Source organism: Delftia sp. ASV31, assembly GCF_016428765.1.
Classification (GTDB): Bacteria; Pseudomonadota; Gammaproteobacteria; order Burkholderiales; family Burkholderiaceae_C; genus Comamonas; species Comamonas acidovorans.
In genome coordinates this window covers 26,380-40,677 of the sequence record NZ_JAELTK010000026.1, presented here as the reverse complement: position 1 = coordinate 40,677, position 14,298 = coordinate 26,380, and the positions used below count along the sequence as shown (strand labels likewise).

The following is a 14,298-nucleotide window of genomic DNA, read 5'->3' as shown; positions in this document are numbered from 1 at the left end:
AAGGGATTACTGGGCGTCCAGCAGCGGTAAAAGCTCCTGCAGTTTTTCCAGTGCGCCTGGGCCTTGAAGCTCGGAGATGGTGCCCAGCGGCTCCGTGTCTTCCACAATCACATAGGCCATGGACCACTTGGCAAAACGCCTTTGATCAAGGCGTGCCTGCGGAAACAGGGGCGTGAAGTTGATGTGTCTTTCATCGCGCGAGATGGACTCCACCAGCAGCGCCAGTTGCTCTGGCGGCCCTTCGACATACTGGAAGAAGCGTTCACCGTCGAAAACCAGCATGCCCGTGATCCCGGCCGACCAGTTGAAGGTGCGCGCCGCCTTGATGATCGCCGCGATGCATGTGGTGTCAGCCCCTGGGGCCAGCTGGCTGTGATAAAGGAAACATTCGAGAGAATTTTCTTGCATACCCTCCGCCTTTCTGAGTTGTTGGGCGGCGATGGTATGCGTTGCGCGAGGGGGGGCACGTAGGTGCGCAACCCGTTGTTGCATATGTAACCATACTGCTTGCGCTCTGGGCCTGGGCGGCTGCGGGGCCCAAGGACAACAAGCCCCCACAAGCGCTGGCGGGCAGGGCTTGCGGGGGCTTGTGCAAGAGGAGGAGAGTGGTCCAGGCCTGGATTGACGTGGCCGGCCTCACAGGCGCGGCATCGCCTTCATTGCTGCTGCTTTTGCGGCAAGGGCTGGCCTATCTGTCGCTGGTTGGCCTTGGTCTGCTGCTGGGTGTAGTTGCCATCGCTGATGGGCTGGCCCATCTGCATGGGGACATACGAACGGTGATGGGACCCTGCCATGGGAATGAGCTGCTTCATGGAGAGAACTCCTGATCCGGCGGGTGGTGGCCGGGGCCGATGTCGCCGGTCTTTAGGGGTTGCGGGAGGAATGCAGCAAGTGTGTGGCGCGCCGTGAAATCCAGGTGTAGGAAAGATCGGAAGCCGTGTAGTCAAGCCTGCGCAAATGCAAGAAAGCGCTGACCTGCACGAAGGGGCAGGGCACCCCTTGGCACAGATCAGCGCTGTACAGGCCGCGCCTTGTCCGTCAGAACTTCAGGCTGTCACTGCCTTCGGCGCGCAGCGTCCTGGCGTCGAAGTCCACCGAGAAATGGTCGCTGGGCTTGCCCGATCCCAGGCCCTTGAGGATGGAGAACACCTGCTTGAAGCTGTACTGGAAGGGCTGGCCCACGGGCGTGCTGTCGGCCAGCTTGTCGCCCGTTTTCTGGGGCGCCGAGGTCAGGGCAGGGAAGGCGCTCATCAGCAGGCGGTACTGCTCCACGCGCTGCTTGCCCATGTCGTTCAGCGACAGGCCGCCCGCGTAGACGGTGCGGTGGAAGTCGCCGTAGAAGGTATAGGCCGACACATTGGCCAGCGCGCTGAAGTCCACGCCCGCGGCCTGGGCCTTGGCGCGGGCGGCGTTCTCGGCCACGCTCCAGTCGGATGCCCACTGCGCGGCATTGCCGGCCACGGGGCTGCCTTGCAGGCAGCCGGCGCTGGGCTTGAACGGCACGGCAACGCCTTGCGCGGCCAGGCCGGCGAGCTGGGCGTAGGTGACCTTGGTGTCCAGCTGGGCCATGGTCAGCATCTGCTGCAGGTTGAGCTGGCTGACCAGGTCCTTCATGTCGCAGGCCCAGTACTCGTCCAGGAAGCGCAGGCGCGACAGCTCGCCGAAGTAGCGGCTGGTGAAGTCGCCATAGCTGGTGCTGGACAGAATGGCCTTGTCCCAGCGGCGCTTGGCGTCCTCGGGCTTGCTGCTGCCTTCCACGTACTTCCATTCCATCTCGTACAGCGGAAAGAGCTCGTTGAAGCGCGGCACGTTGTTCAGCGCCACGGTCTGCACGTCCACCTTGCGCGGCGTGTCGAAGCGCACGATCTTGTAGGCCGCGCCATAGACGGCCAGCGACGGCGACTGCACGTTCACCAGGTACTTGCCGCTCTTGCTCAGGTAGTCGTTGGTGCCGTTGAAGTGCATGTGGCCGCCGATGTGCAGCGGCAGGCCCGTGGCGGCCACCGCCTCGGCCGTGGCCTGCTCGGGCACGCGCGCCGTCTGGAAGGCGCCGGGCTTGAAGGCGGCCTTGATGGCATCGGTCTGGTTGGCGTAGAAGTCCATGGTCGGGTAGTGCGAGAAGGCCACCAGCTGCTTGCCCTGGGCCTTGGCGCGCGCGCTCACCGATTCGATCCACGCCATCACGCTCTTCTTGTGCGTGGTCATCTTGTTCCAGCCCGCATTGCCGGCGCCGGTGAAGCCCTTGGGCGAGTTGGGCTTGGCGGGGTCCAGCTTGTCCGGCACGAAGACGTTGGCGTCCACCGACAGCAGCCACAGGCCCTTGACGGGCTCGACCAGGTAGCTCACATCGGCAATGCTGGTGCAATTGGTGTAGCCGGCCTGCTTGAACCTGCCGCCTTCGCCTTCCTTGCAGATCTCGTAGCTGCGCTGGCCCAGCTGGGCCTGTCTGGCCGCCTCGGCATAGCTGTACTTGTCCTGCGCGTAGGTGCTGTAGGGGGTCTCCCAGTACACGTCCTTCTCATTGGGCATCAGGCCGTAGGGGGCCAGGTCGCGCAGCAGCGAGGCATAGCCCTGCTCCATCAACTGGTCGGTACAGACCACGTTGGCTTCGGCGTTCAGGCAGCCCTGGTAGTTCTTGGCGTAGATCTTGACCGTGCTGCCGTTGGCGGCCATGAAGTCGTCCTTGCCCTTTTCGTCATCGTCGTAGGGGGCGACAGGGTCATGGTTGCCGGGCGCGATGAAAAAGCGCATGCCCTTTTTCTCGTACTCGGCCAGCACGGCGCGAAAGCCGTTCACGTTCAGCGGCTGGCCGTCGTCGGAGAAGTCGCCGGGAAAGGCCACCAGCTTCACGCCCTTGGCCAGCGAATCGTCCAGCGCGGCGCGGAAGGCGAAGTAGTTCTCGTTGAACAGCCGCGTGGAAGTCAGCTGCGCATACATGGTGCGGATGGTGGCGAACATGCCATTGGCCGTGGGCACGCCCTTGAAGCTGCTGTTCTTGAGGTCGCCGTACACGTCCTGGAAGTGCACATCGGCCATGAAGGCCACGGCCTGGCTGTTCGTTCCCCCATCTGCCCTATCGCCATCGCTGCCACCACAACCCGCCAGGGCCAGCGCTGCGGCACCGGCCACCATTCCCAATTTCCAGACTTGCATTCTTCGTGTTGCGCGGGGCGCTCTGATTGACAAAGTCCGGCATTGTCTGCAGCCGATGTTTCATGGGTGTGACAGGGCAACCCAGCCAGGCGTGGTAGACGGCGTCCGACTTTTGCAGGGGGGCGGGCGCGCAGCGGGCACGCCGATTGCCATGTATCCATGGCCTGCAACCACAGGCGGAGAGTGCCCATGAATTCCATGAATCACCCCTTGCTGAGGCTGGCCGATTCAACCTCGGCTCTCAGGCCCGGCAAGTACACGGACCACCGCAGGTCGGCCGTCTTGCCGCAGCTGCGCAGAATCGGCGTGTTCCGCGCGCGCCGCTTTGGGGATCTGCTGTGCGCCACGCCCGTTCTGCGTGCATTGGCTGCGGCCTGGCCCAAGGCACGCATCACCCTGGTGGGGCTGCCCGAGGCCGAAGGCCTGGCGCAAAGGCTGTCTTCGGTCGATGACTTCGAGCTGTTTCCCGGCTGGCCCGGTCTGCCCGGCGTGCCCTCGGCCAAGGCCGATGAATACAGCTTCTTCCAGCGCCGCATGCGTTCGCGCCGCTTTGACCTGGTGGTGCAGCTGCACGACTCGGGCCGCAACACCAATGCCCTGGTCGCCAACTTTGGCGCGCGCCGCAACGCGGGCTTCGCGGACCCCGATGACTGGGTGCCCGAGGCGGATGCGCTGCGCTTTGTGCCCTGGCCCGGGCACGGCAGCGAAGTGCTGGGCCTGCTGGCCCTGACCGACTACATGGGCCTGCCGCGCCGCGGTCTCAAGCTGGACCTGCCGCTGAATGCCGATGACCGCGCCCGCGTCCGCCCGCTGCTGCCCGCAAGCCGCCGCTACGCCATCGTGCACCCGGGCGCGCGGCTGGCTGTGCGCCGCTGGTCCGCCGGCGGCTTCGCGGCCGTGGCCGACCGGCTGGCGCAGGCGGGGCTGGAAGTGGTGCTCACCGGCAGCGAGGACGAGCGCGCCCTGGTGGCATCGGTGGCCGCGCAAATGCGCCACCCCGCGCTGGACCTGAGCGGCCGCACCGACATCTGGATGCTGGGCGCGGCGCTGGCATCGGCCAGCGTGGCCGTGTGCAACAACACCACCGTCTCCATGATGGCTGCTGCCCTGGGCACGCGCAGCGTGGTCGCCTCGCAAGCCGGCGAAGTGGACCGGGGCCCGCCGCTGGACCCGCAGCGCCACCGGGTCTTCACCCCCGGCAACGATGCGCATGCCGCCGAACTGCTGGCGCAAGCAGCGCTGGCGCTGGCGGATGAAGAGCTGGCGTGAGGCATGCCCAGGGCCAGGGCACCCTCGGCACCCCCGGCGCCGTCAGTGCGGCCACCCGGGCGCAAGCGGGACCAGTTCCATCCGGTCCCGTCCCTTGCGCTTGGAGGTGTAGAGGGCTTCGTCGGCCTGCTTGAGCCAGTGGGACAGCTCCACCCCGGGCTGGTCGAACAGGGTGGCACCGATGCTCAGCGACACCGGTTCCGGCGTCTCGAACAGGGTGCGCGCCTGCTGCGCGAAGGCCTCGCGCAAGTCCTGGCCCAGCGCCTGCGCTGCCGCGTGGTCGATGCTGCGCAGCACGATCACGAACTCGTCCCCGCCCAGCCGGGCGGCCAGTGCGCCGCGCGGCAGCGCGCTGCGGATGAGGTCGCTCAGGGTCAGCAGCAGGCGGTCGCCGGCATCGTGGCCGTGCAGGTCGTTGACCTGCTTGAAGTGGTCGATATCGATCAGCAGCAGGGCACAGGGGCTGGCCGCTGAGGCCTGCTCCAGCAGCTGGGGTGCGCGCAGATAGAGCGCGCGGCGGTTGTCCAGTGCGGTGAGCGGGTCGCGGGCGGCGATCTGCGCGATGCGTTCCTCGCGGCGATGGCGCTCCGTGCCGGTCATGGACATGGCGAGCAGCATGATCGCCATCACGCCTTCCACCAGCGAGACCAGGATCACCGTGCCGTGGAAATTGGCCAGGTTGATGAAGGTGTCCAGCGCCACGGCCGAGGCGGCCTTGGTGAAATAGAACAGGCCGTGGGCCAGCAGAACGAAGCGCAGCTGCGCCGCGCCCACGCCCACGCCCAGCGTGCCGCCGTGCGGGCGCAGCAGCAGGCTGGCGCGCAGGCTGATGACGGCGATCAGCAGCGACTGGATGCCCAGCATTGCCCTGGACCACCACGGCCCGCTGGGCAGAAACAGCATTGCCAGCCAGACGACGGCCACCAGCCACCACAGGCGCGGCAGCCGGGTGTGCGTGAACGCGGCAACGCCGGCCAGGAACAGCCAGTGCGCGCAGATCAGCAAGCCGTTGGGAAACCAGATGCCCAGCAGCATATGGCCGCTGGAGCGCAGCAGGGCCAGCACACAGCCCACGGCGATGATGGCAAACCCCCCGCTCCACAGCAGCAGCGAGCGTTCGCGCACGCTGCCCCATTCCGCAGCCAGATACAGCGCCGAGGCGGCGGCCATGGCCGTGGTGAGAACGAGCAGGGTGAAGGGATCGAGAACCATGGACGATGAAGATATCGGCGCAGGCAGGCCCCGTGCAATAGCTGCCAGGCAAGGCGCAATGCGGCGCAGGTCGGGGCCGTCGCATTGAAATGGAGCGGAGCGCGCGGGCCGAATTGTCGCAGGATGCGGGCCTTCAGGCCCTTGCTGCGCGGCAGTCCGTTGGGTGGAAGTCACGGATCGGGCGGCCCGTGAACGGGAGCCCGTTGCCTGATTTTCGGCCTGATTTCCGTGATGCAGCCGCCGTGGTGCCGGTCAGCGCGGATGCGGCTGGAGTCTTGAACAGCCCGCCACAGCGGAGCACCGAGGGTGCGGTGACCGGGAAGCCGGCTGTCAGATGGCCGCTGCGTGCAGGCGGGTGTTGAAAAGCGGCCCTTGCGTGAAGGCGGCCAGACGCTTGGCCAGCCACAGCACGGCCAGGTCCACCAGGGGCTCCACCAGCACCACGCACATGTAGGCGGCACCAAAGCTTGCGACCTCGGTCATGGTGGCCAGGCTGGCGCCATGGCCGTAGATGGCCCAAAAGGCGACCCACAGCACGATGCCGCCCTGGTTGGTGGTGGACAGGGCCAGGGCCTGCCGGTAGCTGATGTCCACATAGGCCGTGCCGGCCGGAATCAGCCGGCGCGCCAGCTGGCTCACCGCATACAGCGGCAACAGCAAGGTGGTGACGTTCATGCCGTACTGCGGCAGGTCGAAGGGTGCAAAGAACAGGCCCTGGACCAGCAGGCCGCACGCCAGGCCAATGGCCGCAGCACCCGCGCCGAACATCAGCAGCAAGGTCGAGCCCAGAATCAGATGGACCTCGGAGACGCCGACCGGCTCATGCGGAAACACCTCGAAGAAGCTGAACACCAGCGCGGTGGTGATCACACTGCGCACCAGCAGCGCGAGCGCGCCGCCGTTGTCGCGCAGGCTTTGCCGTGCCAGGGCGGCGGTCAGGCCGAAGGCCGCTGCGGCAGTGACGTAACTGAGGGCGATTTTCTCGGGGCTGACGACGCCGGGTTCGATGTGCATGGGAGGTCCTGAACAGGCAAGGTCCGTTGGAGAGCCGGCGGGCACCGACTGCGCAACGGCAAAGGCACCGAGCATAGCCCGGGACGGCGTGCTGCGCCATGCCGCGCAGCCACGGAGGCGGATTTTCGGTGCCGGTCAAGCGGGCTTTGCCGCGCATCGACACGGGCGCAGCCCAGGCTGCTGGCCTGCACCGGAGCCCCCTCCTGAAGCACCGGGCCACCTTCCGCCACCTTCGGTTGACCGGCGCCGACCACCTCAGTGCATCGGCCGGTTCAGCCGCCTGCTCGCCCTCGATATCGCGTAGTTCACCAGGCAGTACAGCACCGCCACCACCAGGTACACGGGCACCAGCGCGTGGTAGTTGGCGATGAGCACCTTGGCGTTCTGCATGAGCTCGCCATAGGTGACGATGTAGCCGAAGGTGGTGTCCTTGACCACGATGACCAGCTGCGCGACCAGGGCCGGGACGATGTAGCGCAGGGCCTGCGGGAAGACGGCGAACCGGAAGACCTGGACCTCGGTCAGCCCCAGGCTTCGCGCGGCATCGGTCTGGCCGCGAGGGACGGCCAGCACGCCTGCGCGGTAGACCTCGGCCACCACGGCGGCGGTGCTCAGGCCTATGGGCAGGGTCAGCATCCAGTACGTGCCGAGCTTGATGCCGGCTGCGGGAAGCACCAGAAAGCACACGTAGATGAGCAGCAGCGTGGGCGTGCCGCGCAGGAATTCGATGACGGCGATGCTGGGCCAGCGCACGATGCGGGGCCGCGCCAGGCGCCCCGCCAGCAGCACCAGCCCAAGGCTCAGCGCAATCACGGCGGCCATGGCCGAGGATGCCAGCGTGCCGAGCAGGCCCTTGGCCAGAAAGGCCCAGGTGGTGGGCCAGGCGAAGAATTCCCAGAACCGGGCCTCGAGCTGGCCTGCGGAATGAAAACGCCACACGACGCCCGCAGCCAGCGCAATCAGCCCGGCCGCGGCGATCAGGCTGACCACCTGGGTGATCTTCCTGGCCTGCGGGCTGGGCGCGCCAAACAGAATGTCTTCCAGAGAACGGCTCATCGCAGTATCCGCAGCTTCTTTTCCAGGATGGCGCCCACCCAGGCAATGAGCAATCCGGTGGCCACGTACAGGGCGGCGGCCACCGCGAACGCGGCCATGCCGGCGGCGGAGTCGTTGGCGATCTTGGACACGAGCGCCGTGAGCTCCCGGCCCGCAAGCGGCACCTGGGACGCCAGCGAGGTGGACAGCATCAGCGCAATGAGCAGCGACGTCATCGGCTGCACCACCGAGCGCAGCGCCTGCGGCAGCACCACGGCCGAGATGATCTGCATGGGCCGCATGCCCAGGCTGAGCGCGGCCTCGATCTGGCTGCCGGCAATGGTGTTGATGCCCGCGCGCAGATAGTCCGCCGTGAACGCGGAGCAGACCAGGGTCAGGGCCAGGATCACGCTGGGCTCATAGTCGATCACGACATTGAGATCGGGCAGCGCGAACACGATGAAGATCAGCAGCGCCACGCTGGGAATGTTGCGGAAGATCTCGACGTAGGCGGTCAGCACGAAGCGCAGCGGCGGCAGCGGAAGCAGCCTGAGCACCGTCACGGCCACGCCCAGCAGGAAGCCGGGCAGGAACGAGAAGGCGGTGAGCTTCCAGGTCAGCAAGAGGGCCTGCCAGAAGGCAGGCCCGTGGTCGGAAAGGAGCCGGGAGATGTCACCCATCGTTCAGGGCAGGGCGGGCGGCGTGGGAACGGCCGTGCTGCCGGTGCGCTGTCCGATGGAGATGGTCCAGAGCTTGGCCCAGGTGCCATCGGCTTCGATTTTCTTCAGGAAGGCGTTGATGAAGGCCACGCCGTCCGAGCCCTTGGGCAGGCCGATGCCGTAGGAATCCTGGGCGCCAAAGGGCGCGCCTGCCAGCCGCGCGTCGCCAGTGCCCAGGCTCAGGGTGTTGAGCAGCAGGGTGTAGTCGGTCACATAGGCATCCACACGGCCCTGGCGCAGGGAGTCCAGCGCCTCCTGGTGGGTCTGGAACTCCTGCACGACCGCCTTGGGCGCGTGCTGCGCCAGGATGGCGGGGCCCGTGGAGCCGGCCTGCGTGGCCACCTTCTTGCCTGCCAGATCGCTGTAGGACTGCACGGTCTTGTTGCTTGCCTTGACCAGCACCCCGGCCTGCGAGGTGTAGTAGGGGCCGGCAAACGAGATCTTCTCGGCGCGTGCGGGGGTGATGGAGTAGGTGGCGATCACCATGTCCGCCTGGTTGTTGATGAGCACCTGCTCGCGCGTGGACGAGGTCACCTGTGCGAACTGGTACTTGGACGCATCGCCCAGGATGTAGCGCGTGAGCAGCTGGGCCAGGCCTGCGTCGAAGCCGCGGATCTTGCCGTCCTTCTCGTTGAGCAGGGAGAACAGATTCGAGGTCTGGGTGCTGCCCAGGCGCAGCGTGCCGGTCTGCTTGATCTTGCTGGCCCAGGTGCTCGATGCAATGGTCGCGGCGTCGGCCACGGGGCCATGCGCCACCAGGGCGTCAAACGCCGCTGTGTTCAGGGGCGCGCCCTGCGCAAAAAGCGATCCACTGCCCACGATCGCCAGCGTCACCACGGTGGATTTCAGAATGGATTTGATGGGCATGTGGTCTTCCTGCTTGGTCTGTGATGTAAATCTGGGGATGGCTGCCAGGGGCAAGGGCCGATTATGGCGACTCGCGGCCCTTGCTGCCGCACAAGGGCTCAGTCCCTGGTCACGCGCCGGTCACGCGCCGGCCATGCGCCGACCGGGTGCGATGGTGGGGGCTGCGGCATTGAGCGTCTCGATCGCATAGCCGGCCGCTGCCTTGTAGCGGGCCATGAAGCCCTCGCGCTCCTCGCGCGGCAGCACCTCGTCGATATGGTCGAAGACGCCGCCGCAGCGCTCGTCCACCAGTCCCAGCAGGCCGAAGGGGCCGGCCCCGCGGTTGCGCAGCACCAGGGCCGAGATGTCCTTGCACAGCCTGTCGTCATAAGCGCGCAGCGCCTGCGGACCCACGCCGTGGTCCAGCAGCTGCGCGCCCAGCACGCGCGCGTCCACGATGGCCTGGCTGGCGCCGTTGGAGCCCACCGGGTACATCACATGCGCCGCATCGCCCAGCAAGGCCACGCGGCCGTCCACCCAGGTGGGCACGGGGTCGCGGTCGATCATGGGGTACTCGAAGACATCCGTGGCGCCGCGCAGCATGGCCGGCACGTCCAGCCAGCCGTAGTCCCAGCCGTCGAAGTGGTGGATGAATTCCTCCAGCGCCACGCGCCGGTTCCAGTCGCCTTGCTGCCAGCCGCCGTCGTTGTCCACCGTGATCTCGGCGATCCAGTTGATGGTGGCCAGGCCCGTGACGGGGTCCGGCGGCGTGATGGGGTACAGCACCACGCGATGGCGCAGCGAGCCCACGCCCACGAAGGACGCACCGGTGCGCACAGGCACCCCGGGCGTGGTGCCGCGCCACATGATGGCGCCGCCCCACTGGATGGGCGGCTGCGCGGGGTGCATCTGCGCGCGCACGGCCGAGTGCAGGCCATCGGCCGCCACCAGCAGCGAGCCCTGCACCTCCAGCCGCTGGCCATCGCGGGTGTCGATGAGCGCGGTCACGCCCTCGGCATCCTGCCGGTAGCCCACCACGCGCCGGCCCAGCTGCACGGCGTCGTCGCCCAGGCGCTCCCGCACGGCGTTGAACAGCATCATCTGCAACTGCCCGCGGTGCACCGCGTACTGCGGCCAGTGGTAGCCCGCCTGCAGCCCGCGCGGCTCGGCATACACCTCGTTGCCGTTGCGGCCCACCAGCGCCCATTCCCGCGCCTGCAGGCCGATGGTGTCCAGCACATCGTTGCCGAAACCCAGGTCATGCAGTTCCCGCACCGCGTTCGGCTGCAGGTTGATGCCCACGCCCAGCGGCTGCAGCTGCGCCACCGACTCGAACACGATGCAGGGCACGCCGATCTGGTGCAGCGTGAGGGCAGTGGCCATGCCACCGATGCCGCCGCCGGCAATGAGCACGGGGCGGGATGGTTTGTTGTGTGAAGCAGCAGCAGACATGCCGGGATTGTCCATGCAATGGCTGCGGGCGGATGTCCCATCTGCGGCGCGTGCATGGCGCAAACAATGTATGATGATCATCATGCGAAACACAAATTCCAGCGCCCGGGCTTCCGCCAAGGAGGCCACGCATGAGCGCATCGTCTCCGTGGCGGCGCGTGCCATCCGCCGCAGCGGCTATGGCGGCACCGGGGTGGCGGACATCATGAAGGAGGCGGGCCTGACGCACGGCGCCTTCTACGCCCATTTCGCCTCGCGCGACGCCATGCTGGCCGAAGCGGCGGGCAAGGCCTGCGCCGAGTCCTGTGCCGCCGTCGCCGACGTGGTGGCCAAGGCGCCGCCCGGCATGGTGCTGCAGGCCATGCTGGCCGCCTACCTTTCCAAGGAACATGTCCAGCGCGCCGAGGTGGGCTGCCCCCTGGCGGCCCTGGGTTCCGAGACCTCGCGCCAGGCGCCGGAGGTGCGCCGCGTGGCCACGGGCCACATCAAGGAAATGGTCGATCTCATCGCCCGCCAATCGCCGGACTGGGGACAGCCCGGTGCCCATGAGCGCGCGCTCGTCACCCTGTCCACCATGGTCGGCAGCCTGCTGCTGGCACGGGCGGTGGACGATCCGGCCCTGTCCGACAGCCTGCGCGAGGCAGCACTCAAGCACCTGGCGCCGGCCGGCCAGTGATGGCGCATGCCCTGTGCATGTGCCTGGATTTTTTTCGCCATTACATATGATGACCATCATATAAAGGAGAGCCATGAAGGCATTCATTCTGGAAAGCCATGGAGCGAACCGCGCCTTGCAGCTGGCAGAGGTGCCCGAGCCGCAGCTGCGTGACGACGAAGTCCTGGTCCAGGTCCATGCCGCAGGCGTGAACCAGCTGGACTCCAAGATCAAGGATGGCCAGTTCAAGCTCATCCTGCCCTATCGCCTGCCCCTGATCCTGGGCCACGACGTGGCCGGCGTGGTGGTCAAGGCCGGCCCGCGCGTGCGGCAGTTCAAGCCCGGCGACGAGGTCTATGCACGCACGGACGATTTCCGGATCGGTACGTTCGCGGAGTTCGTGCCGGTCAAGGAGTCGTCGCTGGCGCCAAAACCCAAGGGGCTCACGATGGAAGAGGCCGCCTCCATCCCCCTGGTGGGCCTGACGGCCTGGCAGGCACTGGTGGAGACGGCGAAGCTGACGAAGGGGCAAAGGGTTTTCATCCAGGCCGGCTCCGGGGGCGTGGGCACGTTCGCCATCCAGCTGGCCAGGCACCTGGGCGCCACCGTTGCCACCACCACAAGCGCTGCCAACTTCGAACTGGTCAGGAGCCTGGGTGCGGATGTCGTCATCGACTACCGCACGCAGGACTTCGAGGATGTCCTGCACGACTACGACGTGGTGCTCAACAGCCAGGACGGCAAGACGCTTGGCAAATCCCTGCGCGTGCTCAAGGGCGGCGCGAAGCTGATCTCCATCTCCGGCCCGCCCGATCCCGCATTTGGCAGAAACATCGCGGCGCCCGCATTCGTGCGGCTGGTGATGCGGCTGCTCAGCTCCGGCGTCAGGCGCCGGGCGCGAGGCCGTGGCATTGACTACTCCTTCCTCTTCATGCGGGCCAACGGCGCCCAGCTGCGCGAGATCACCCGCCTCATCGAAGCGGGCGCCATCCGCCCGGTCGTGGACAAGGTCTTCGCATTCGAGTCCACCAACGAGGCCCTTGCCTATTCCGAAGCCGGCCATGCCAAGGGCAAGGTCGTCATCAAGATCCGTTGAATCTGTTTTCCCCCACCCCTGGAGTGCTCCATGAAAATTGAAAACGCTGTTGTTCTCGTCACCGGCGCCAATCGCGGCATCGGCCTGGCCTTCGCACGCGAGCTGCTTGCCCGTGGCGCCCGCAAGGTCTACGCCGGCGCGCGCGACCCCGCCACGGTCACCCAGCCCGGCGTGCATGCCCTGCAGCTGGACGTGAACCGCCCGCAGGACGTGGCCGCCGCCGCCGCGCTGGCGTCGGACGTCACGCTGGTGATCAACAACGCAGGCATCGCCCAGCCCGGCGGCTTCATGGCGCCCGACAGCGAAGAGGTCGCCAGGCGCATCTTCGAGACCAACTTCTTCGCCGTGCTGCGCATGAGCCAGGCCTTCGCGCCGGTTCTCAAGGCCAACGGCGGCGGGGCCTTGCTCAATGTGCTGTCGGTGGCCTCCTGGGTCAATGGCGGCGAGCTGGCCGCCTACTCGGCCAGCAAATCTGCCGCCTGGTCGCTCACCAACGCCCTGCGCAGCGAGCTTGCAGGGCAGAAGACACAGGTGCTGGGCCTGCACATGGCCTATGTCGACACCGACCTCACGCGCGGGCTTGACGCGCCGAAGTCCAGCCCCGAGGACATCGTCAGGCGCGCGCTGGACGGACTGGAGGCCGGGCTCGATGAAGTGCTGGCCGACGAGCTCACCCAGCAGGTCAAGCGCGGCATGACGGCGGCCCGGCCAAGCTATCTGCCGCAGGGCGCCTGAGATCGGACCGTGCCCGGTTGCCTGCGCTTTTCGGCAACCGGGCACGGCGATCAGTCATGGGTGCCCATCCGCATGGGGTGGCGTGGGTTGGCATGGCCTGGCACGATCGGGCAGCGCCGGCCTGGTCTATATTTCCATATTTGTTGAAATATAGTATGATTCGCCCATGGATGAATCTGAAGTCGTCGAATCCCTTGCCGCGCTTGCCCACCCCTTGCGGCTGCGCATCTTCCGCGCGCTCGTCGTGGCCGGGCCCGAGGGGCTGACGCCGGGCGTCATGGCAGAAAGCCTGGGCGCCGCCAACACCACGCTGTCTTTCCATCTCAAGGAACTGACCCGCTCGGGCCTGGTGACGCAGGAGCGGGCCAGCCGCAACCTGGTGTACCGCGCCGCCTATGAGCGCATGAACGGCCTGCTCGGCTTCCTGACGCAGAACTGCTGTGCAGGTGCGTCATGCGAGGTGGCCGACATGTCCTGCAAGTCCTGCTGAGGCTGCTCCCCCGGTTTCCCCGCCCCGAACACTTCCTGCCATGACTTCCGACAAACCCCTGAATGTCCTGTTTCTGTGCACGCACAACTCTGCCCGGAGCATCCTGGCGGAAGGCCTGCTGAATCACCTCGGCGGCGGGCGCTTCAAGGCCTACTCCGCAGGCAGCAGCCCCCGCGACAACCAGCGGCCCCATCCGATGGCGATTGCGGCGCTGGAGCAGGCGGGCGTGTGCACCGAAGGCCTGCGCAGCAAAAGCTGGGACGAGTTCGGCGCGCCTGATGCGCCCCCTATGGACCTGGTCATCACCGTCTGCGACAGCGCCGCTGGCGAGGCATGCCCCTATTGGCCGGGCCAGCCCGCCACCGCGCACTGGGGCTACGCGGACCCGTCGCTGGCCGAAGGCAGCGACGAAGGCCGGCAGGCCGCATTCCGCCAGACCCTGCTGGTCATGCGGCAGCGCCTGGAGCGGCTCGTCAACCTGCCGCCATCGTCCCTGGCCAGGCACGCGCTGCAGCAGTCTGCCCGCGACCTGGCCCGTGACTGACGCCTGCCACTGACACCTGCTACCGACACCTGCCACCGTCACCCGGCACCGACACCGCTGCGGCTCCCTCTGCCGCCT

Annotated in this window: 15 protein-coding genes; 6 read left to right on the top strand and 9 right to left on the bottom strand. The window is 67.1% G+C overall.

Going from position 1 to position 14,298, the window contains the following annotated elements; all coding sequences use genetic code 11:
* Window positions 1–6: 6 nt before the first annotated feature.
* The 3 genes from JHD82_RS11805 to JHD82_RS11795 form a co-directional block, all read right to left on the bottom strand.
* Window positions 7–408, bottom strand: coding sequence for a BLUF domain-containing protein (locus JHD82_RS11805; RefSeq protein ID WP_034395786.1), 402 nt, complete (start codon window positions 406–408; stop codon window positions 7–9).
* 248 nt (window positions 409–656) lie between these two features.
* The gene (locus tag JHD82_RS11800) at window positions 657–812 is read right to left on the bottom strand and encodes a hypothetical protein (RefSeq protein ID WP_012206197.1); all 156 of its coding nucleotides are present in this window, start codon (window positions 810–812) and stop codon (window positions 657–659) included.
* Window positions 813–1,038: 226 nt separating this feature from the next.
* Window positions 1,039–3,153, bottom strand: coding sequence for a metallophosphoesterase (locus tag JHD82_RS11795; protein ID WP_199136608.1), 2,115 nt, complete (start codon window positions 3,151–3,153; stop codon window positions 1,039–1,041).
* A gap of 189 nt (window positions 3,154–3,342) precedes the next feature.
* Between JHD82_RS11795 and JHD82_RS11790 the strand changes: the two genes are divergently transcribed.
* Window positions 3,343–4,422: a glycosyltransferase family 9 protein gene (locus tag JHD82_RS11790; RefSeq protein WP_199136606.1), complete on the top strand. Its 1,080-nt coding sequence runs from the start codon at window positions 3,343–3,345 to the stop codon at window positions 4,420–4,422.
* 42 nt (window positions 4,423–4,464) lie between these two features.
* On the opposite strand, the gene JHD82_RS11785 is transcribed toward JHD82_RS11790, so the two are convergent.
* The 6 genes from JHD82_RS11785 to JHD82_RS11760 all read right to left on the bottom strand — a co-directional run bounded on the left by JHD82_RS11785 (window position 4,465) and on the right by JHD82_RS11760 (window position 10,700).
* Window positions 4,465–5,634 (bottom strand): GGDEF domain-containing protein, encoded by a 1,170-nt coding sequence (locus JHD82_RS11785; protein WP_199136604.1) that lies wholly within the window; start codon window positions 5,632–5,634, stop codon window positions 4,465–4,467.
* 330 nt (window positions 5,635–5,964) lie between these two features.
* Window positions 5,965–6,648: an energy-coupling factor ABC transporter permease gene (locus JHD82_RS11780; RefSeq protein ID WP_199136602.1), complete on the bottom strand. Its 684-nt coding sequence runs from the start codon at window positions 6,646–6,648 to the stop codon at window positions 5,965–5,967.
* Between the two features lie 255 nt (window positions 6,649–6,903).
* Window positions 6,904–7,704 (bottom strand): amino acid ABC transporter permease, encoded by an 801-nt coding sequence (locus tag JHD82_RS11775; protein ID WP_199136600.1) that lies wholly within the window; start codon window positions 7,702–7,704, stop codon window positions 6,904–6,906.
* Complete coding sequence (locus tag JHD82_RS11770; RefSeq protein ID WP_199136598.1) at window positions 7,701–8,363, bottom strand: amino acid ABC transporter permease; 663 nt, start codon at window positions 8,361–8,363, stop codon at window positions 7,701–7,703. The genes JHD82_RS11775 and JHD82_RS11770 overlap by 4 nt, the downstream gene beginning before the upstream one ends.
* Before the next feature lie 3 nt (window positions 8,364–8,366).
* Window positions 8,367–9,269 carry a glutamate ABC transporter substrate-binding protein gene (locus JHD82_RS11765; protein WP_199136596.1) on the bottom strand — a complete coding sequence of 301 codons (903 nt, stop codon included), beginning with the start codon at window positions 9,267–9,269 and terminating at the stop codon, window positions 8,367–8,369.
* A gap of 120 nt (window positions 9,270–9,389) precedes the next feature.
* On the bottom strand, window positions 9,390–10,700 hold the full coding sequence (locus tag JHD82_RS11760; protein WP_199136594.1) for a flavin-dependent oxidoreductase: 1,311 nt from the start codon (window positions 10,698–10,700) through the stop codon (window positions 9,390–9,392).
* Window positions 10,701–10,770: 70 nt separating this feature from the next.
* Between JHD82_RS11760 and JHD82_RS11755 the strand changes: the two genes are divergently transcribed.
* The 5 genes from JHD82_RS11755 (at window position 10,771) to JHD82_RS11735 (ending at window position 14,220) form a co-directional block, all read left to right on the top strand.
* Window positions 10,771–11,376 carry a TetR/AcrR family transcriptional regulator gene (locus JHD82_RS11755; protein WP_013801880.1) on the top strand — a complete coding sequence of 202 codons (606 nt, stop codon included), beginning with the start codon at window positions 10,771–10,773 and terminating at the stop codon, window positions 11,374–11,376.
* Window positions 11,377–11,449: 73 nt separating this feature from the next.
* Entirely contained in the window at window positions 11,450–12,451 is a 1,002-nt protein-coding gene (locus JHD82_RS11750) for an NADP-dependent oxidoreductase (RefSeq protein WP_199136592.1), read from the top strand.
* A 30-nt stretch (window positions 12,452–12,481) separates the two neighbouring features.
* Window positions 12,482–13,186 carry an SDR family oxidoreductase gene (locus tag JHD82_RS11745; protein WP_012206186.1) on the top strand — a complete coding sequence of 235 codons (705 nt, stop codon included), beginning with the start codon at window positions 12,482–12,484 and terminating at the stop codon, window positions 13,184–13,186.
* Window positions 13,187–13,352: 166 nt separating this feature from the next.
* Window positions 13,353–13,676, top strand: a complete 324-nt coding sequence (locus JHD82_RS11740) for a helix-turn-helix transcriptional regulator (protein WP_013801883.1) — start codon at window positions 13,353–13,355, stop codon at window positions 13,674–13,676.
* 40 nt (window positions 13,677–13,716) lie between these two features.
* Window positions 13,717–14,220, top strand: a complete 504-nt coding sequence (locus JHD82_RS11735) for an arsenate reductase ArsC (RefSeq protein WP_199136590.1) — start codon at window positions 13,717–13,719, stop codon at window positions 14,218–14,220.
* Window positions 14,221–14,298: the final 78 nt, after the last annotated feature.

Excerpts from the sequence above, each read along its gene's own strand:
- JHD82_RS11805 (WP_034395786.1), bottom strand. The coding sequence starts at position 408 with ATGCAAGAAAATTCTCTCGAATGTTTCCTTTATCACAGCCAGCTGGCC.
- JHD82_RS11800 (WP_012206197.1), bottom strand. The coding sequence starts at position 812 with ATGAAGCAGCTCATTCCCATGGCAGGGTCCCATCACCGTTCGTATGTC.
- JHD82_RS11795 (WP_199136608.1), bottom strand. The coding sequence starts at position 3,153 with ATGCAAGTCTGGAAATTGGGAATGGTGGCCGGTGCCGCAGCGCTGGCC.
- JHD82_RS11790 (WP_199136606.1), top strand. The coding sequence starts at position 3,343 with ATGAATTCCATGAATCACCCCTTGCTGAGGCTGGCCGATTCAACCTCG.
- JHD82_RS11785 (WP_199136604.1), bottom strand. The coding sequence starts at position 5,634 with ATGGTTCTCGATCCCTTCACCCTGCTCGTTCTCACCACGGCCATGGCC.
- JHD82_RS11780 (WP_199136602.1), bottom strand. The coding sequence starts at position 6,648 with ATGCACATCGAACCCGGCGTCGTCAGCCCCGAGAAAATCGCCCTCAGT.
- JHD82_RS11775 (WP_199136600.1), bottom strand. The coding sequence starts at position 7,704 with ATGAGCCGTTCTCTGGAAGACATTCTGTTTGGCGCGCCCAGCCCGCAG.
- JHD82_RS11770 (WP_199136598.1), bottom strand. The coding sequence starts at position 8,363 with ATGGGTGACATCTCCCGGCTCCTTTCCGACCACGGGCCTGCCTTCTGG.
- JHD82_RS11765 (WP_199136596.1), bottom strand. The coding sequence starts at position 9,269 with ATGCCCATCAAATCCATTCTGAAATCCACCGTGGTGACGCTGGCGATC.
- JHD82_RS11760 (WP_199136594.1), bottom strand. The coding sequence starts at position 10,700 with ATGTCTGCTGCTGCTTCACACAACAAACCATCCCGCCCCGTGCTCATT.
- JHD82_RS11755 (WP_013801880.1), top strand. The coding sequence starts at position 10,771 with ATGATGATCATCATGCGAAACACAAATTCCAGCGCCCGGGCTTCCGCC.
- JHD82_RS11750 (WP_199136592.1), top strand. The coding sequence starts at position 11,450 with ATGAAGGCATTCATTCTGGAAAGCCATGGAGCGAACCGCGCCTTGCAG.
- JHD82_RS11745 (WP_012206186.1), top strand. The coding sequence starts at position 12,482 with ATGAAAATTGAAAACGCTGTTGTTCTCGTCACCGGCGCCAATCGCGGC.
- JHD82_RS11740 (WP_013801883.1), top strand. The coding sequence starts at position 13,353 with ATGGATGAATCTGAAGTCGTCGAATCCCTTGCCGCGCTTGCCCACCCC.
- JHD82_RS11735 (WP_199136590.1), top strand. The coding sequence starts at position 13,717 with ATGACTTCCGACAAACCCCTGAATGTCCTGTTTCTGTGCACGCACAAC.